Below are 19,109 nucleotides of genomic sequence, written 5' to 3' on the forward strand. Positions count from 1 at the left end.
TCTGCTGGGAACAATTTGAATCTTGAAAAACGCGTTTCTTTCGGAACATTATTCCTGGCCAATCCCGACTTACCGGCATGATTTGAATTGGGGGCAGGGCTGAACGAGCCGGATCGGGGTACCATTTTTGGCGACGGGACGCAGGGGTATACTGATTATCCTTTTCTTGCAGATATTGAAGCGCTCCGCCGCAACTATTAGGTCGCTCTTACGCCATCTCATTCGCCCCGATGGCGTTTGCAAGTACAGCTCAATGACCAGCGGTTGTCTAGGCACTTTGCCCGCCATCCACATTCAACGTGACACCGGTAATGTAGCGAGCATCATCGCTGCTGAGAAACGCAACTGCCGCGCCAATATCATGCGGTTCCCCATAATGACCGAGCGCTACGGCTTTCAGCATTTCAGTACTGAAAGCGCCATCCGCCGGGTTCATGTCGGTGTCGATGAGTCCGGGCTGGATGATGTTGACAGTAATTTTTCGACCTCCTAAATCCCTGGCCCAGCTTCTGGTATAGGCTGCCAAAGCGGCTTTCGTGGCAGCGTACTCGCCGATGCCCGGATAAGGTGAGCGACTGCCGCCCGTCGAGCCAATGTTGATGATCCGGCCTCCATCTTTCATAAATGGTAATACCGTCCGGACCGTGTGAGCGACGCCAAGGACATTAACGTCCCATTGACGGGCAAATGCATCCAGGTCCGTATCTGTCGAATCCACCGCGCCGGCAACAAAAAGGCCTGCACTGTTGACGAGTATGTCAATACGCCCGAATGCATCCGCGGCGGCTGAAACCACCGCATTGATATCGCTTTGAATGCCCGTGTCGGCCCTGATGGCCAGCACCTGGATGCCGAGCGCTTGAATTTCCTGCGCCAGCTCTTCGGCTTTCCCGGCTGAATTGACGTAGGTAAACACCACATTTGCGCCTTCCGCAGCCAGGCTTCTGACGATGCCCGCACCGATGCCCCGGCTCCCACCTGTAACCAGAGCTGTTTTATTTTCTAATCTAGACATTGAAATAATAAATTGTGTTGAAGCTAAATGTTTAAGGACGGAAAATGACTGAGCCCGTAGTTCGGCTCGCTTCCAGGTCGAGATGCGCCTGGCTGACTTCGGATAATGGATATATCGTTGGTGTGACCTTTCCTAACTTGCCGCTTCGGAAGGCATCAAATAGCTCAGCTGTTGCAAAGTTTACGGTTGCGGGGTCGGGTAAATACTGCCCTAGTGACGGCTGTAAGAATTTAATTTGCCTTGCATTCAGAAGGGTGTTATCGATTTCGGGGGCACCGGAGGCAGACCCGTAAAGCACAATGGTACCGCCCGATTTGGTAAGGGCTGCAGACTTGCCGAAAGTTGCCTTGCCAACCCCGTCAAACACCGCATCGACGTCCCGGCCATCTGTGAAAGCCTGAATTTTTTCAGCCAAATCCTCTTTATCCAGCGCCACCACCAGGTCCAGTCCGTATGGCTCGACGATTGCTTTTTTAGCTTCGCTGCCCACCGTGCCGATGACCGTTGCGCCCAACGATTTCGCCCATCTGCTTATCAGCGATCCGACGCCTCCTGCAGCAGCATGTACGAGTACAATATCACCAGCTTGGACGGGGTATGCCTGTTTAACCAGCATTCGGGCTGTGAGCCCTTTTGCAAGCAAGGAAGCCGCCTGATCGAAGGTGATATCATCCGGCAACTTCACCAACTGTCGTGGATCGATCAGACGCTGCTGGGCATATGCTCCAATGGAAAAGTAGTATCCGACCCGGTCGCCGACTGCCCAGCCGGTCACTTGGCTGCCCACCGATTCGATTACGCCTGCGGCTTCCACGCCGATGGTCGCCGGCAGCTGGCGCAACGGGAAGCTGCCATTTCTGAACAATACGTCGACGAAATTCAATGCGATCGCCTCATGCCGGATCAGGACTTCGTGCGGTTTGGGCAGGCCGATCTGCTCAGTGGTATATTCCAATACTGATGGCGGCCCCTGACGCGTCAGCCGGACAATGCTGTTTACTTGTGTTGTGTTCATGATCTGTCTATTGTTTGATATCACAAAGTTGGCACGGCATCTCCGGCTATGCATTGACAAACGCAGTAGATTCTTCCAATACTGATGGCGGCCCTGACGCGTCAGCCGGACAATGCTGTTTACTTGTGTTGTGTTCATTATCTGTCTGTTGTTTGATATCACAAAATTGGCACGGCATCTCCGGCTATGCATTGACAAACGCAGTAGATACATCTTGACATTTGTCAATGCAACCCGAGAGATTTACTTTTAGTGGAAAGAACTGGCAGCATGACCCACGAACCGCTTTTTTTATACATCGAATCCAAATCTTCGCACACGCTCACAGCTGATGAGAAGGTGCAAATAACAGCAGCATTTAAATCCAGACACCTCCGGAAACGTCAGTACTTGTTACAGGAAGGCGATGTTTGTAAAAACATGGCATTCATCGTGAAAGGTGCCGGGCGGATGTATACGATGAAAGAGAATAGCCAGGAGACGATTATCAGGCTCGCTGTCGAATCGTGGTGGCTTGGCGATTACGAGAGCTACAATCTTCACACGCCATCCATTTACTACATCGAAATGACCGAGGATTCCGATGTGCTGCTGGTCACGCATGAAGACATGAAGAACCTCGGCGCGGCCATTCCGGCCATCGATGAAATGGTGCGGGAAATTGACCGGAAAGGGACCATCGCTACACAAAAGCGCATCCACGCTGCAATCAGTATGGATGCGGAAGAAAGATATGAGTTGCTAGCCAAGACGTATCCAGAATTCGTCAGGCGATTTCCCCAAAGCATGATTGCGTCATACCTGGGCATTTCCCCCGAAACGCTCAGCCGGGTGCGAAAGAAAACGATCTTTAAATAGCTGCTTCTTTGTTTCAGGGCTTGGGAGCATCCAGGAAAAGATGCAGGGACTGAATTTTCCCGTTCTCAATAATGGCCACATCCATGCCCGTTGCGGCGGGCGGTTGTCCCGGAACACCCAGGTTCCACGCTATGTGCTGCACCTGATGGTTTGCGCTTGCGGGCCGGGTGATTTCAAATTGGAATTCTATTGGCCATTGCGCCTGTAAATTGGAGATGACATCGTTAATCTGGTGGTAACCGACAATAGCCAGGCCGTGATCAGATTCGTAAAAGTGGATATCCGTGGCGTAAACGTTTTGCATGGCTTGCAACCTACGTTCCGCGTTTCTATCATTCCAAATAACTAAGAGGCTGTCTTCCAAAAGTTGTGCTGCATTTTTCATGTTGCTCATGTTTTGTACGATGCAAAACTAGCGGTATCTGTGGCAGTTGCCTTTGATCTAAATCATGGAATTGTGTTGATAAAAGTCAATCGACAGATTTGGTATTCATAGTTCGACACCCCTAATGCCTGGTAAAAATTCGTCGGTCGTAATTCTGAAAAAGGCCTTACATAGCCAAAACTAGGGCAATGTTGTAACTTCCTGAAAGTTTAATAGGACAATGCGGAATGCGCCCTCAATTTGGCTACAACATTTCCTGTTTCGGCTGAATTAGACCGTGACGCCTGGATCTATTTGCGGGACGTGGTTTGAGATCAGCTTATTGACTGGACCGGGGACGTAACTAGCGCACCATAGAGCATCGCGGAACCATACAACGACCTGCGCTCCCCAAGTTTTGATATCGAATAAGTCCCGACACGGTCGAAAATGCTTTTTAAACCTTTGAAGTCAATGGGATATGGCACCCAGGGATTGGATGCTGTCGTGTCATATTCAACAATCAAAAACCTTCTACCTTTACTAAAATGTTGTTCCAGGCGCCGGATTAAGGATTCTTTATCCCTGATGAAATGAAGGGAGTTGGCCATCAGTATCCCGTCTAATCCCGGCACTTCCAACGCCTTTGTTTCAAAGTCGGCCTCGATAAATTTGATCGAAACCTGGTTGCCCATTTGCGGCGGAAGATGTTGGTTGCTTTTGTCGACGCCGGTAATTTTGCTGTGCGCTGGCAGGATCGTCGCCAAGGCTTCGGTGAAAGTCCCCGTCCCACAACCCAAATCTAACCAGTACTGCGCATGCTCGCCATTGGCTCCGCCATCGATTAGTTCTATGGCCTCTTGATTTATCATGGTTTCTAGATAATTATTGCTGTGGTTGAGAATCAAGCCGTGATCAGGCTATGCTGCCTGAGCCGGCCGTAACAAATATAAGAGACAATGACCCGGGGGAGCATGACCAGCCGCGCGATTAAGTTAAATGCAGGGGTGCCCACCATATGGTGCGCAATGAACGCCAGAAAGAAATGTTGATCTATACCGCTCAGAAACAGTATTGGGTTCCCTTTTCGAAACGCTAACCAAACTAGTTCATGTAAGGCAGGTTACCGAAAAGGTTACCAGATATTTTGACCTGAATTGAATCGAAATTACACGTAAATCTTTTTAAGAAATCACAATAGCGACTGTTATGAATGAAAAAAGCGCTCTCTGAAGCGCTATCAGTTGTCCCGCTGGGACTCGAACTTATGATCCAACATTTGAAACAGCCGTGTTTTCCCGAGACATTTTATAGAACACAATTGCATTTTAAAAGTTAGCCTAATCTTCCAGTTTAATCGTCTGTATCAGCGTTAAAAGTCTGGTTAAGTGTTCGATTGACATCCCGCATCTCCACAGGACTTAAATGTCTGTAAATCATAAAGTTGCAGACATTTTTTGTTGCCCGAAAACGACTCAATGCCAATTAGGAGCTAGTTAATCGTGCAATCACGGTGTTTAAGGGCTACACTAGACGTATCGAGCAACAGACCACCCCATTCCGCAGATTGACTACCGGTCCGATCTTGATCCATATTTGCGTAACTTGTTGATGAAAAAGGGGAATAGGCTGGTCATCTAGATCGAAATGACCTGGCCAACCCAAATTGAAATTAGGTGGTCACTTTCACCGTAATTTCCACAATGGCTGTACTTCCTTGATCGTAAACCCAATTGGTACGCAATCTACGGCATTTCATAACGGCAGCGCTTCGGTTATTTTCAATGTCAATGGAACCACATCGCCGGGCCCGTTATTTGGGTTAATTTTAAAAAACACACAAGCGTTAATCTGGGCGATGAAACAAAAAAATCCCCACACTGCAAAGCAGGCGGGGATGGGTCAAGGGATGGGATAGTGTTAATAACCTGTCGGCGGCGAACCTGCTGAAAGAGGCCAGCCAGGATTCTGGTAAATCGGCGAGGTAGTGGCATCCGCTGCGGTACCAGTCACAATGAAGTGCTGCGCGGCAATCGGGCTGAGGTAATGCGCCATGGCCCAACGGGTACCTTTGTACGAGTCGGCATTGCTTCTGATCTCGTGCGGACGAAGGTAGTTGCTCAACGCCGGGTCCGAAACAACGGCACTGTTGTTGGTAGCCCCGTAAGTAAGCTGCGCAGCCGTGAACCAATCTTTCATGGGGCCCCAGAGTTTGAAACCTTCCACATGGTAAGGTGTGTTGACCATCTGGTCCATGGCACGCCATCTTTTCAGGTCCATGAAGCGTAATCCTTCCGCCATCAGCTCGTTGCGGCGCTCGCGACGAATGTTGTACAGCGTTGCCGAAACGAGCCGGTTGCCTGAGTAAGCGCCCCAGTCATTGGTTTCCTTGGTCATCTGGGTTGCGGCGATCGTTTTGTCGATATCCGTACTCACTTTGGCACGTGCCCTGATTTGCTGCCAGTAGGTAGTTGCATCGCCGTCCAATGCGCTTGTTTTCTCATAAACTGCTTCTATGTAGTTCAGGTAAGCTTCTACCGCCCTGAAAGTGATCGATCCGGTATATCCGGCGCCGTTTCCGCAATGCGCGGCGTCGTATGTGAGTCCCTTGCGGATCGTGTAGCCGGTGGAGTATTTTTTCTCGTAGCTCGATTCCCAGATTTGCGGCGTCGGCTCGATTTCCGTGGCGTGCGTACCCTGGGCCAGGTTTAGCAGCACATTCTTCTGTCCGGGCTCTTTCAGGAACAGGTTCAGACGGCCATCGCGCCCTTCGCGAACGGTGCTGATGAAGTCGTCCCCCTTGTAGCCACTGCCGGCTGCGTAGATAGGAAGGCCGTTGGCCATCAAAAAGCTCTCCACCATGCTCCGGGTCAGTCCATTGGCATAGTTACCTGCTTGCGCATTCACAGGCACATTGTGCGTGACGAGCGTGCGGTTATACTGGCGCCAAAGCAGTACTTCGCTGTATTGCGACATGTTTTCGGCGCTGAACATGTTAAAATAAGGGTTCTCGTTGTTAGCCGAGAGAATGATGCCGGTGTTATTTACCAATGGCACTTTGGAAGCCACCTCTTTGGCTGCGGCCATAGCCTGAGTCAGGAAGTAGTCTATCTCGCCGTCGATGCTTCCGGATGGGAACTGGTAGTTGGCGTTATATTCCTTCGCAGCTCCGGGCCAGTCGGTTCCTTTGGGTACAAATGCGGTTCCTTTGAAATATTTGAGCCAGGTACCTTCAAAAAGCGCTACGCGCGATTTGAGCAGGTAAGCCACATTGCGCGAAAGGCGGTTGGTTCCTCCAACGGGCGCAGTAGGTTGCATCATGAGCGCGGCCGAATCAAGGTCGGAGATGATGAATCGGGCCACCTCGTTACGCGGATTGCGGACGCTGGCGGCTGCGAGGGTTTCCTGGTTGTCGGGCAGCGTGGTGCGTAGGATCGGGAAGTCGCCCAATGCCTGCAATTTTTTGAAATATTCAAAAGCACGCAGGAAATACACCTCGCCGATATAGTGACGGATGTTGGCTTCATTACCCGTAATTTCCCCGTTTTTCAAACGTGGTACTGCCGTTTGGAGGAAGTAATTGACCTGGAAAATATTCGCGAAGTTCCAGTCGCCGGCCGTGGAAGGCACACGCCACAATCCCGGCATATACTTGTTGTCCAGCGCGGGGATAGCCATATCGTCGGTGTTACCGTCGTAGCCGAACGTGCCGAAAGACCAGTTGGCGTGGGATGGAAGAATGTCCGGGTAACGTCCTACGGCATAAGCCGCAAGCTGGGACTCTTCGCGCAGGTAATCATCAGGAGTAATGTTGGACAGCGGTGACTGGTCCAGGTAATCGTTGCAGGACGCCGCCATCAGTCCACAGACGATCGCCAATGCCGTGCTTAGTTTTTTATACATTGTTCTGCTCATTGTGACTGATTTAGAAGGTTAAACTGAGGCCCGCGGCGTATACTTTCGATAATGGGTAAACACTTCCGCCCGAGCCTCCGTCGATGGTTTCCGGGTCAAACATTTTGGCTGTTTTCGTCCCTGTGAGTAGGTTCTCGCCCGAGATGTAGAAACGGAGCTTCTGGATCGCCAGCTTTTTGGTGAGCGCCGACGGCAGGGTATAACCGAGCTGAATGTTTTTCAGACGGATGTAGGAAGCGTCCTGCAAATAGCCGGTTTGGGTCTGCTGGTTTTTGCCGCTGCCGAAAATGGGGCGTGGATAGTAGGAGTCCACATTGGCGCCCAACGGGTGGTTAGGATCGGCACGGTAGTAGTCTTCGTGCTCCACCAGGCCCGTCGAGAACCAGATGTTGCTGGTAGCGCCCCAGAAGAAGTAGCTTCCCTGCCAGAAATCGCGTTTCATCACACCTTGTACGAAGCCGCGGAAATCGAAGCCTTTCCAGTCAAGGTTGATATCTACGCCGAATGTGTAGCGGGGCGTGCTGTTACCGATCAGGCGTTTGTCGCCGGGGTTAGCCAGCGTGTTGGCACCCTCGTTGATCACACCGTCGCCGTTCAGGTCGGCATACATGATATCGCCGGCTGCCCATTGCGAGCCGAATGCACTTTGACCACCATTAGGCAGGCTGGCCAGGTGAAGATCCATTTCTTCCTGGGACCTTGCAATGCCGACGGTCTGGTATCCCCAGATATCGTTCATTTTTTGTCCTTCGCGGTACCTGGCCAGGTCGTTGGTAGGGTTGGGGTATTTCGTAATGGTGGTTTGGTAATCCGAGAGCAGGAAGCGCACATTATAGCCCAGGTCGTTTTTCAGGCGGTCGTTCCAGGCGATCTCAAATTCCCAGCCATTGGTTTTCAAGTCGGTATTGTTGGTATTGGGAACAGCGGTTCCGAGGATGTCCGGCAATGTAGGTGCGGGGCCGACCATATTGACGGTTTTTCGCGAGAACCAGTCAAATGATCCGGTCAGGCGATTGCCCAGCAGGCCGAAATCAAGCCCCAGGTCGTAGCTCTTGATCGTTTCCCAGGTCAATGTCGAGCTGATCAGGCCGGGAGCGCCTGCGGTATTCGGGCGGGCACCGCCGATCAGCCAGGCGCCATTGGCGGTGCCGATAGGCTGCGTCACGTAGGTAGGATAGAAGTCTGTCGACCCATCCGCGGCTTTCTGGTTACCCAGTTGGCCGTATGATCCTCTGAATTTCAGGTTGTTGATAAATGAAATGTTGTCGGCAAAGAAGCTTTCGCGCGCCATATTCCATCCCACCGACACGGACGGGAACAACGTCCAGCGTTGTGCAGCACGGTATCGCGACGAGCCGTCATACCGCAGGTTCCCTTCGATCAGGTATTTGCCGTCGTAATCATAGTTAAGGCGTCCGAAAAAGCCGGCTGTTGCCCAGCGGTGATAAGCGCCGCTCACGGCAGGGGCTACCACAAGCCCATTCGCGTCGGTTCCGTTGGTCGTGTTGATCGTCGGTAGTTCGGGCACCATAATGCCGTTGCGGGTGGCGCTCAGGTTGCGGAACTTGGTAAGCTCGGTCTGAAAGCCGCCCATTACCTTGAAGAAATGCTTTTGGCCCAATGTCAGGTTGTACTCCGAATACAGGTTGGCATTGAAGTAGTTTTCCTTGTTGGCATATTCGTACACCTCGGAATTACGGCTATAAAGCACCGGGTTACCTGCCACGTCATAATTGTAGGTGCGTTGTACATCCCAGTGGCGGAAGTCGTTGCGGGTGCGGTAGTTGATCTCGCCGAAAGTTTTCCATCCTTTCACAGGTTCGAGCACCAGTTGGAGTTGCTGGTAAAGGAAATCGGTCTGGTTGCGGTCTTTACCCCCTTTGTCCATTCCCAATGCCGGCGAAGGCGAGCTGAACAGATTGCCATTCGGGTCGTACAGCGGCAATGTCGGCCAGCCCTGACGTCCCAGGTTTTCGTAGAAACCGTTGGTCAGTTGGGACGGACGGTTGTAATCTTCGCGGATGAAGCGCGTCGAGTAGTTTACCGACAACTCATCGGTCAGCTTGGTATTGATTTTCGCGGTGGCACCGTAGCGGGTAAAATCGTCCTGGTTGAAGCTCATGAGCCCTTGCTGGCCCATGTAGTTACCCGAGAGGTAAACCTGCGTTTTGTCGTTTCCGCCGCTCAGGCTGAAATTGTGCTCCTGCGAAAGCGTGCGTTTGCGGAACATAGCCTCGTACCAGTCCACATTGGCATTACCGGAAGCATAGCCATCCGCCCAAACCGATGGGTTGGTAGGGTTCGGAATGGTGGTAGTGCTAATGGTGCCATTCTGATAATCTTTAATGCGCTGCAAATGCTCGGCACTGAAATGGGGCGCGCTGCCGCCGTTCTGGCCCGCGTCGTTGAAGTACAATGCGAAAGTGTAGGAATCCATCATTTTCGGCATCAGCACGGGCGTCGTCGAGCGCAGGCTATTGTTGTAGTTGATCGACAGCTTGCCGGACTTCCCTCTTTTGGTCGTCACCAAAATTACTCCGAATGCGGCCCGCGAGCCGTACACGGCAGCAGCGGCGGCATCCTTCAATACCGAAATGCTTTCGATATCCTGGGGGTTAATAGCATTGAGCGAGCCTTCCATTCCGTCCACCATGATCAGCGGGCTCGACGAAGAGTTTCCGATGGTTCCGGTGCCACGGATGTTGATGCTCGGGTTGCTGTCTAGCGAGCCATTGTTTTGTGAGATGTTCAAGCCCGTTACAAGACCCTGCAATGCCTGGGTCGCATTGCGGACGGGGCGGTTTTCGATCGCCTTCGCATCCAGGCTGGCTACGGCGCCGGTCAGGTTGACCTTTTTCTGGGTACCAAAACCTACCACCACTACTTCTTCCAGATTGCTGCTCTGGCTGTTCAGCGTGACGTCGAGGTTAAGCGCACCCTTTGAAGCCGCCTGGCGCTCCGCCAGATTGATTTCGGTAGGTTCATAACCGATAAAAGTAAAAACCAGAATAGCGTCGGGGGCTACATTGAGCTTGTAGTCGCCGCTGGCGTCGGAAATGGTCCCGGTGGAGGTCCCCTTCGCCAAAATGCTGACCCCGGGCAGTGGGCCCTGAGTGTCGCGGACTTTGCCCGAAACCGATACGGTCTGCGCGTGAGCGGCAGCGGCGGTTAAGACGAAAATGAATAAGGCGCAGGACAAAAACCTGCGCAGATCAGGTAGCTTTTTTTTCATCATGGAGATGGGTTTAATGTGAGGCGTTTGAGGTTGGGTGTGAGGCTAGGGCTAGTTTCTTGTCATATTTACACTTTTTAAATTGGTGGCAGGGTTCCATCTTTTTCGATTGCTGTTAACTTTGTGTTATGAGGCAGTTCTTACTTTTAGACAATTTTTGCCCATACGCCAGGAAGTCACAACTAATCATAAGAATAGTTCAAATTTAGGTTCTGTGCGGCGTATTGAAGGGGTGTTTTTCGTCAATTACAGGGTGTTTTTCAAAATTCATGTAAACATTCTGTTAGCAAAGTACAATTAGTAATTTCTTAGGCCTAAGGCGGTTTTCAGACGGACACCCTGGTATATTTCTTGGAATGGAAAGAAGTAATATGATAGCGAAGGTAGTGCGGCGGGGCGCCTGGTTGATGGTTTTTATGGCCGCATGCGCGGCTGTAAATGCACAGCGTGCAACGGAAAATTTCAAGTTCGATCACCTGACGGTCAACGACGGATTGGCGCACAGCGACGCCATGGCGGTTACCCAGGACCGCCAGGGATTTGTGTGGGTAGGGACCAACAATGGGATCAACCGGTACGATGGCTACCAGTTGAGCACATATAACCTTCCGGCCGTGAACGCGGCGGGGACGTCCGCCAACCGGGTGCAGGTCGTGCATGTGGATGGGGCGGGCAGGATTTGGGCGGGTACCGAGGGTTCGGGCATTTACTTTTATCAGGCGGATGCGTTCGTCAGCATTCAGGAAGCGTTTTCGGACGAGATAGGAGCCGGCTCCCGGCGGTTGGTTTGCCAAACCAGCATTCGCTCCATGGCCAGCGACCGGATCGGTAACCTGTGGGTGGCCACGGCCGATTTCGGTGTGGTAAAGATTCGCTTCGACGAAGCCCGCCGCATTGTTGCCGTGTCGCAAATTCCGCTCACATCCGCACGCGCATACCATGCGTTGAATGTGCTGCCCGACACGTCCGGGCATATCTGGATCGGCACAATGGGCAGAGGCCTCTGGGTGCTGGCGCCCGGCGCGAGCATCGCGGTAGCGGTAGCCACCCTTTCCGAACCGGACATCCGCGCCATGTACCAGGATGAGTCCGGACGCGTCTGGATCGCCTCCGACCAGTATCTATATCAATGCCAGAGAACGGGCAATGCGATTACATTCGACCGTATGCCCTACAATTTTCGTGGTACCCAATGCATTTCCAGCGATTCGTACCGCCGCCTGTGGATCGGGACCAACTTCGGTTTGGTGATGCTTCGGCACGTTCCCGACGATCTGCAATCCCTTTCCGCCGTCGATTTTCAAGTGTTTTTGCCGGATGAAAACGCACCGGGCAGTATCAACTCATCGCGGGTGCACCAGGTTGCCCAGGACTCTTTCGGCAATCTCTGGCTGGCCGCATCTTCGGGCGGGCTCAACCGGCTTCATCTGAACCCGAAACCTTTCGGGCATCTGTACCGGCAGAAGGGCATTACCTCGCTCGCTAATAACTATGTCAATGCCATCGCGAAAGACGAATATTCGGGGCTGATCTGGCTAGGTACCCGTAATGGGCTATCCATTTATGATCCGGTGACGGCCAAGTATCAAAATCTGATGCATCGCTCGGCGGGCGGGGGCAACAGCGGCGTGGATGTATCGGCCATATTGATTACCGACCGTTATGCCTGGGTCAGTGCGCGGTATGCAGGTCTGCACCTGGTTGATCGCCAGAATGGTTTTAAAATTATCCGTACACTCAAAACGGACCCTTATCCATCCTCTTATGTGAGCATCGAACGGTTGGCGGAAGACGCAAAGCATCGCGTGTGGGCGGCAGGCGTCGGCGCAGGGCTATTCCTGTACAATTCCGATGGGGCGCTCATTGCCAATTTCAATAAAAACAATAGCCCCATAGCCAGTGATGAGTGCAGCTACGTGATCTGTGAGCCTGGTTCGGACGTGATCTGGGTCAGCACGAGGAATGCGGGCGTGTTGCAGCTCCGGCTCGATGGGAACAAACTCGTGATGCTGGCACATTTTAAGCATGAGCCGGGAAACGGCAACAGTCTCAAAGTCAACTATGCCTGGCCATTGCTCAGGGATCAGGATGGTTCGGTATGGGTCGGGACCATCGGTGGCGGCCTGCATTGTATCCGGCGAAAGGGCAGCAAAATGTTGGTCGAGCGCTACGACGGACAGGTAGCGGCTAACGACATTGAGAGTATTCTGAAAGACAGTGAGGGAAATTTGTGGCTAGGGTCGGATGGTCTTTACAAATTCAATCCCGCAAATCGCGCCGTATGGCATTACCGGGTAGGGGACGGGCTGCAAAGCAATTCGTTCAAAATCGGCTCCGCGTTTAATGCAAAGGACCGCACGATGTATTTCGGCGGGACCAACGGCGTCACTTTCTTCGATCCCGGGGATATCGCATCTAATCCGACTCCTCCGCTTGTGAGGATTACGGGCCTGAGCGTGCTGAACAAAGGTACCGGGGGAGGAGAGCAAATGGGTACCTCCATGGTGCGGCGGCCATTCAACAGTGCGGAAGGTGCGGAGATCAGGGCTTCCGAGAATGAATTTTCCATTGAATTCGTGGGGCTGAGCTACCTCACACCGGAAAAGCAACGGTACGCATTCATGCTCGCAAATTTTCACAGCGACTGGGTATACCTGCCTGCCAACCAGCGGATCGTAAGCTTTGCCAATTTGCCGGCGGGCGAATATGTATTTAAAGTAAAGGCCAGCAATGGTGACGGCGTGTGGTCGGCAGAGCCTGCTACATTGAGGATACGGATTCTTCCTCCCTGGTACCTGTCATGGTGGGCATATGGTATTTACCTGGTGATGGCCGTTGGGGCGCTACTGCTTTACAAGCGGGTGGCCACCAGCCGGATCAAACTGAAGAACAAACTGGAAATACAGCAATTGCAGGTCGAGAAGGAAAAGGAGATTGCCGAAATGCGAACGCAGTTCTTTACCAGCGTTTCCCACGAGTTCCGGACGCCATTGACCCTCATCCTAGGACCGATGGAAGAATTTATCGCGTCCATGAGCGGCTCCGAATCCATGAAAGAGAAAGTGACGCTCATGCACCGCCAGACCCGCAAACTATTGGACCTGGTCAATCAGCTGCTCAGTTTCAAGAAGGCGGAATCGGGCTATGTGAGCCTGGCGGCCAGCGAGCAGGATGCGACCGGGTTTGTCACGGAGATTTACCAGATTTTCGCCGCGAAAGCCCGTGAATGCAGTATTGATTATGTTTTTGAGGTACCCGGCCATCCTGTGTTCCTGTTTTTTGACCCCCATAAACTGGAAATCATTCTGACTAACCTGCTATCCAACGCATTCAAATACACGCCGTCCAATGGCAGGGTGAAGTTGCAGGTTTCCGTACATGGACAGCCGGAAAGAGATGCGGTGTGGAGCGGGAGGGAGATAGTCGATAATTATCTGGAAATGACCGTTTCGGACTCTGGTTCAGGGATTGCAGGCGGCGAGTTGGATAAGATTTTTGATCCCTACTACCAGGCCACCCACACGGGGCCGGATATGGTCGGAACGGGAATCGGCCTGGCGCTGGTCAAAGAATTCGCGCAGGCGCATCATGGCGAAGTTACAGTCCTCAGCGAGGTGGGCAAAGGCTCCGCATTCACCGTGAAATTGCCTTTCGGAAGCGCACACCTTACCGACGCCGAAATCGCCCGCGAGCGGCCTGCCGAACCGCTGTATGCCCGTCAGGAACCGGACATCGCGGGAGGGCCGGCGCCACTGGCGGGGCAGGGCGGCAAGGTGCTCATCGTAGAAGACAATGAGGATCTCGGGGAATATCTGAAAGGTGTTTTTCAGGGACATTACCAGGTGACGCTGGTCGGCGACGGAGCGTCGGCCTGGGAACTGATGGAAGATTTGCAGCCCGACCTCGTACTCAGCGACATCATGATGCCCGGACTCAATGGTTTGCAGCTTTGCGAAAAAATTAAACACAATCCCAAAACGGCCCACATTCCGGTGGTGCTCCTGACTGCCCGCGCTGCCGCCGTGCAGGAACTGGAAGGGCTGAGCACCGGGGCCGACGACTACATTGCCAAACCGTTTAATGTGCAGTTGCTATCGGCCAAAATCCGCACGTTGCTCCGGAACCGGGACATTTCGAAGGACTTCTACCAGCGTCAGATCCTGCTTCAACCCGCCAGCATTGCGATACCTGACGAGGAGCGGCTTTTCCTGGAAAAGGCTATGAAAATCGTCGAGACGAATCTCACTAACCCGGAATTTAATGTACAGGCGCTGGTGAGCCAAATGGCCATGAGTCAGTCGGTGTTTTACCGGCGGATTAAAAGCCTGACGGGCCAGTCGGTGATCGAGTTCATCAAAGACATTCGCCTGAAACGCGCGGCGCAGCTACTGAAAAGCCCGCATATACGCATTTCGGAGGTGGCATTCCAGGTCGGTATCGAAGACCCGAAGAACTTTCGTGTATCATTTCAGAAACTTTACGGAAGCAGTCCGTCTCAGTACGCGAAGCTGCATAGGGAAGGAAGGGAAGGCTACGCCGACCATATTGTGGCGGATAAGGACGAATGGGATTGATCAAAAACACCTCCTAGTTGCCGAAAAATACCCGTCCATGAAGGGAAGTGCGGGCTAGTTTTGTCATTCCAAAACCAATGATGACATTCCAATGCTCAAATTCCTGAACCCATTCCTGATTTGCGCTGCACTCGGCGGTGCCCCTGCGTATGCCGATGCCGAAACTATCGACAGCACTGCCAGCCACACGACCGGTGATAAACAATTCCAGCCAGGCGCCGTATGGACCGATACCGACGGCAATGTGATCAATGCGCATGGCGGAGGCGTACTTTACCGCAACAAGGTGTATTACTGGTATGGCGAAATCCGCGGTGAGAAAGAATCGAAAGGGGTAAATGTGTATTCCTCCAAAGATTTGCACGAATGGAAATATGAAGGACTGGCGCTGGCCACGAGTCAGGATTCCACCAGCGACATTGTCCAGGGCTGCATTATCGAGCGTCCGAAGGTAATTTACAATGCAAAGACGCGAAAATACGTCATGTGGTTTCACCTCGAACTGAAAGGGAAAGGTTACGAAGCCGCGCGAGCCGCCGTGGCGGTAAGCGATAAGCCTACCGGTCCATTTGTGTTTCAGAAGAGCTTCCGCCCCAATGGCAACATGTCGCGCGATATGGGGCTCTTCGTCGATGACGATCAGAAGGCCTATCACATTTACTCGTCCCGCGAAAACTACGACCTGCGTATCTGCGAGCTTACCGCCGATTATCTGTCGCCCACACCGAAGGATTCGCTCTTGTTTAGCAATCACCGCGAGGCGCCGGCACTCTTTCGTCGCGGGGATCAATATTATCTGATCACCAGCGGCTGCACGGGCTGGGCTCCCAACAAGGCGAGTATTCACGTAGCCCGCTCGCTGTTTGGCCCATGGACAAATACCGGCGACCCCATGCGCGGGCTCAAATCCGAGCTCACCTTCGGGGGGCAATCCACCTACGTGCTCCCCGTGGCGGGAAGGAAAGACGCATTTATTTTTATGGCCGATATCTGGAAGCCTTCCGACCTGAAAGACAGCCGCTACATATGGCTGCCCATCCGGTTTGAGGTCGGGCAGCCGCTGATCGAATGGCGGGATCAGTGGGATCTTTCGCAGATGGGGAACTAAAAGAGGTTCTATCTTTACCCTCCGCTTTTTCGGCCTGGTCACTTTCCGGTAAAGCTTGCCGCAATGCATTCCCCTGCCGGATCCGTTCGGCGTCAGACTAGTCGAGTAATGGGTCGGATGAGTACAATAGCCGTCGCACACGATACCCCACATTATCCCCCAATCCCATCTCCCGCAAACGCCAGGCATTGCATGGCGGCCAAACTCCATTGCGCAACGCCGTTGGTGGAGATACCAGGCGCCTCCTCCAACGGATTCAAAACATCCGGTGCCTGAATGAGCATGGTACGGTCGATAAGCTCGCGGGTGCCGCCCTGCCCGCGATTAAACTCCTGCCAGGCACGTTGGGCCAGCTTTTTATCGCCCGTAACTTTTGCGGCAAATGCAGTGAGCCGTGCGTGCCCCTGCTGTAAATTCAGCTTTTTAAGGCTTTCTCCCAATGCGGCTTTCTGCTCCTCCGGCGTCGCGTTGTAGAGGCGGCAATAGTCTATCCAGGCTTGTTTGAATGCCTTATCATCGACCAGCCCCGTGAGTTCGTAGCATATTTCCGCCAGGCCGAATACGGCGCTCAGGTGCGATACAGAAATTTTCCCGGCCGGTTCGCGTTGGAATGCGCCGGTATGAAGGTTCAACAAAGATGATCCCGTGAAAAAGCCATGCGGCTGGGCGGCGATGGTGCGCATGCTGTTGAGCAGTTTGTCGCGGATGGCCTTGTTCTGCGTGCGCTCCCATTCTGTGAGCCAGGCACTGGCTATGGCACCCCAGTCGGTACCGAAGGATACGGTGGCAAAGTCGGAGTTTTCGGTGTTTTTAGGCGCGGCGGCATTTACTTTCCGTACCGGAACGATGGTTTGCAAGGTTTTCACGGCGTCGATCTGCTCGCGCACAAGGTCGCCTGTGCGCTCGTCGGCGGTGAGATAATAGAAAAACCGCCGGTTGGTAGCAGTGCTGATGCGCAGCTGTTTGGCGCTGCAACCCCAATGCATCACATTGTGCCGTGACCCGAGTGGCGCGAACGGGCCGAGATGGTGCACGTCCACCTCACCCGTATGGCGCGTCATGGCTTCGGCCAGGCGAAACGCATCGGCGCGACCGGTGCGGAGGAAATGGTACCAGAGCCAGATGTCGGTCGATAGCTCGGAGTTGTCCCAGGCAAAGCCGCCGACATCATATTTCCACACGTGGCGGTCGGTGTCGTAGGAATGCATGAAATCGCCATAGTTCCAGAAACCATACCAATGCCGCTCGTCCACCTGTTTTTGGTAGTAATCAAAATAAAAATCGAGCTGTTTCTCGATCTTTTCTTTGGCCGGCACAGAGCGGTCGGGCAGGCTGAATGCGCCGCCGAAAACGCCGGTTGCCGCCAGGTAAGCAGGAGTAGGGAGCAGCGCCGGCGGCGACTGGATCTGTCGCCCAATGCCCGCTAGTGCCGCATTGTCTGGTGTAGCCGGTAAAGCCCAAAGCTGTATTTCGCTCGTGCGCGCCACGCCGTAAGGCCTACCGAAGCCCGGCTCGTAATCCTCGTAAGTGATTTCCAGCCCTTCGAGCTGTTCGGCGTAGGTATCCTGACCCATGCCGTCGTGGTAAAACCGCATATCCATCGGCTCCGCGCGTGGTGCCCACAGCCAGAGCGTCACTTCACCGTTTTCTTTGTCGGCATTGCGGATATCGAGCTGGGCGGGGTGACTTTGCCAGAAGTTGCGGATGCCGAATGCCATCCCACCCGCCGGCGTTCCCAGGTAGCCCGTCCCCGCCGACCGTTTCCCGTAGGCTGATTGCAGCCAGCTATGGCCCGGTTTGGTTTGTTTTTGTATTTCAAATGCGTCGGGTGTAGGCTGGAAAAGCGTAAAGCTGCCGAACGCGGGGATGTATGGCAGTCTTTTGGATACATTATCCGGCAGTTGCTCGTTGCCGGGCGTTGCTTTGCCTGCCACCTGCGCTTCGGTGAATGCCTTGCCCGGGTCGCGGCGCAGGCCGGTGAGCCCCCGTACGGCTTCCGCGAAAATGCCGTCGTTCTGGCCTACGAAGCGGATATGCCGGTTATGCAGCGCCTGGTTTTGAAAAGGGACATCAAACCGAATGCCGATGCCGCGGATGAAATCTTTGTTTTCGTCGGCATCATAAATAATGGTATGCATCAGCCGCACCGACTCGCTTTCAGCATAAAAATAAAGCCGTATGGTGAATGGCAACAATGGGCGTTTTGCATCTGCGTGGCTGCCTTCCACTTTCACGACGGCCCGGACAGGGCCGTTTTGCTCAACGGTCAGTTTGGAAATCTTGCCCTCCAGGCGATTTACAGAAAAGCTCGTCTCTTCATCATCAGCGCTTTGTTGCTGCACCAGCAGCACCAGACGTGCACGAGTGGCAGTGGTGTTGTTTTCAACGGAAAGCGTTTCGAACAATGCATTCCCATCTTTTGCAATCACGCATTGCAGCTTGCCGGTATCGACCTTGAAGTGCGATGCCGTTTCCGCGATCAGTAGCTTATCCGACTGCTTTTTGGCTTGAATGGGTTGAATGGACCAGTTATCCTGCGAGGCTTCCGTGTGTGCGAGCGCATGCGCGGTCCATTTGAGCGTGCCGTCGGGCCAGTAGGCGAGGGGCCAGCTCTGAATGGGCTTCTCGACACGGTCGGCTAGCAGCGCAAACCCGCTATTGGCCTTCACGGCCCCTTTCGGCCAGGGTACGCCCCAGGTAGCGCCCTGCACAGGCGCGCCGGGCTTTTCGAGCCAATGCAGCGGGGCAACAGGCGCTAATGCAGATGACGCCAGAGCGGGGCTCACGGCGAGATGTCTGGCGGATGCGGCTGCCGCGGCGGCTATCAATGAGTTTTTTACAAATTTTCTGCGCGTTACTTTCTTCATGTCAATACAGGATAAGGGCTTTTTACGTGCTTGCCGCAATGCTATGAGATGGCAAATTATAAAAGTTTTTTAGTATATCGGTATTGTAGATTAAATAGATTATATACTTTTGTGTCGATCCTACAATTAATCTATAAAATTGTATATTTTGAATATATAGT

At 53.1% G+C, this 19,109-nt stretch carries 10 protein-coding genes; 3 read left to right on the plus strand and 7 right to left on the minus strand.

Going from position 1 to position 19,109, the window contains the following annotated elements; all coding sequences use genetic code 11:
• Positions 1-268: 268 nt before the first annotated feature.
• Positions 269-1,015, minus strand: a complete 747-nt coding sequence (locus AAHB90_RS03895; RefSeq protein WP_342083594.1) for an SDR family NAD(P)-dependent oxidoreductase — start codon at positions 1,013-1,015, stop codon at positions 269-271.
• A 31-nt stretch (positions 1,016-1,046) separates the two neighbouring features.
• Positions 1,047-2,030, minus strand: coding sequence for a quinone oxidoreductase family protein (locus AAHB90_RS03900; protein ID WP_342083595.1), 984 nt, complete (start codon positions 2,028-2,030; stop codon positions 1,047-1,049).
• A 270-nt stretch (positions 2,031-2,300) separates the two neighbouring features.
• On the opposite strand from AAHB90_RS03900, the gene AAHB90_RS03905 reads away from it, so the two are divergent.
• Positions 2,301-2,888 (plus strand): Crp/Fnr family transcriptional regulator, encoded by a 588-nt coding sequence (locus AAHB90_RS03905; RefSeq protein WP_342083596.1) that lies wholly within the window; start codon positions 2,301-2,303, stop codon positions 2,886-2,888.
• 13 nt (positions 2,889-2,901) lie between these two features.
• Here AAHB90_RS03905 and AAHB90_RS03910 read toward each other — a convergent pair whose 3' ends face one another.
• The 4 genes from AAHB90_RS03910 to AAHB90_RS03925 form a co-directional block, all read right to left on the minus strand.
• Positions 2,902-3,273 (minus strand): nuclear transport factor 2 family protein, encoded by a 372-nt coding sequence (locus AAHB90_RS03910; RefSeq protein WP_342083597.1) that lies wholly within the window; start codon positions 3,271-3,273, stop codon positions 2,902-2,904.
• Between the two features lie 314 nt (positions 3,274-3,587).
• On the minus strand, positions 3,588-4,124 hold the full coding sequence (locus AAHB90_RS03915) for a class I SAM-dependent methyltransferase (RefSeq protein ID WP_342083598.1): 537 nt from the start codon (positions 4,122-4,124) through the stop codon (positions 3,588-3,590).
• 1,048 nt (positions 4,125-5,172) lie between these two features.
• Positions 5,173-7,167, minus strand: a complete 1,995-nt coding sequence (locus AAHB90_RS03920; RefSeq protein WP_342083599.1) for a RagB/SusD family nutrient uptake outer membrane protein — start codon at positions 7,165-7,167, stop codon at positions 5,173-5,175.
• 10 nt (positions 7,168-7,177) lie between these two features.
• Complete coding sequence (locus tag AAHB90_RS03925) at positions 7,178-10,402, minus strand: SusC/RagA family TonB-linked outer membrane protein (protein WP_342083600.1); 3,225 nt, start codon at positions 10,400-10,402, stop codon at positions 7,178-7,180.
• Positions 10,403-10,755: 353 nt separating this feature from the next.
• Here AAHB90_RS03925 and AAHB90_RS03930 point away from each other — a divergent pair, with 353 nt between their 5' ends.
• Both AAHB90_RS03930 and AAHB90_RS03935 read left to right on the plus strand, forming a co-directional pair.
• A complete protein-coding gene (locus AAHB90_RS03930; protein ID WP_342083601.1) occupies positions 10,756-14,973 on the plus strand; it encodes a hybrid sensor histidine kinase/response regulator transcription factor in 4,218 nt (1,405 codons plus the stop codon).
• Positions 14,974-15,064: 91 nt separating this feature from the next.
• Entirely contained in the window at positions 15,065-16,081 is a 1,017-nt protein-coding gene (locus AAHB90_RS03935) for a glycoside hydrolase family 43 protein (RefSeq protein ID WP_342083602.1), read from the plus strand.
• 152 nt (positions 16,082-16,233) lie between these two features.
• On the opposite strand, the gene AAHB90_RS03940 is transcribed toward AAHB90_RS03935, so the two are convergent.
• The gene (locus AAHB90_RS03940; RefSeq protein ID WP_342083603.1) at positions 16,234-18,948 is read right to left on the minus strand and encodes an exo-rhamnogalacturonan lyase family protein; all 2,715 of its coding nucleotides are present in this window, start codon (positions 18,946-18,948) and stop codon (positions 16,234-16,236) included.
• Positions 18,949-19,109: the final 161 nt, after the last annotated feature.

Source organism: Dyadobacter sp. OTU695 (genome assembly GCF_038440355.1).
GTDB lineage: Bacteria > Bacteroidota > Bacteroidia > Cytophagales > Spirosomataceae > Dyadobacter.

Coding starts and splice junctions, on each gene's coding strand:
- AAHB90_RS03905 (WP_342083596.1), top strand. CDS start 2,301: ATGACCCACGAACCGCTTTTTTTATACATCGAATCCAAATCTTCGCAC.
- AAHB90_RS03920 (WP_342083599.1), bottom strand. CDS start 7,167: ATGAGCAGAACAATGTATAAAAAACTAAGCACGGCATTGGCGATCGTC.
- AAHB90_RS03910 (WP_342083597.1), bottom strand. CDS start 3,273: ATGAAAAATGCAGCACAACTTTTGGAAGACAGCCTCTTAGTTATTTGG.
- AAHB90_RS03900 (WP_342083595.1), bottom strand. CDS start 2,030: ATGAACACAACACAAGTAAACAGCATTGTCCGGCTGACGCGTCAGGGG.
- AAHB90_RS03930 (WP_342083601.1), top strand. CDS start 10,756: ATGGAAAGAAGTAATATGATAGCGAAGGTAGTGCGGCGGGGCGCCTGG.
- AAHB90_RS03935 (WP_342083602.1), top strand. CDS start 15,065: ATGCTCAAATTCCTGAACCCATTCCTGATTTGCGCTGCACTCGGCGGT.
- AAHB90_RS03915 (WP_342083598.1), bottom strand. CDS start 4,124: ATGATAAATCAAGAGGCCATAGAACTAATCGATGGCGGAGCCAATGGC.
- AAHB90_RS03925 (WP_342083600.1), bottom strand. CDS start 10,402: ATGATGAAAAAAAAGCTACCTGATCTGCGCAGGTTTTTGTCCTGCGCC.
- AAHB90_RS03940 (WP_342083603.1), bottom strand. CDS start 18,948: ATGAAGAAAGTAACGCGCAGAAAATTTGTAAAAAACTCATTGATAGCC.
- AAHB90_RS03895 (WP_342083594.1), bottom strand. CDS start 1,015: ATGTCTAGATTAGAAAATAAAACAGCTCTGGTTACAGGTGGGAGCCGG.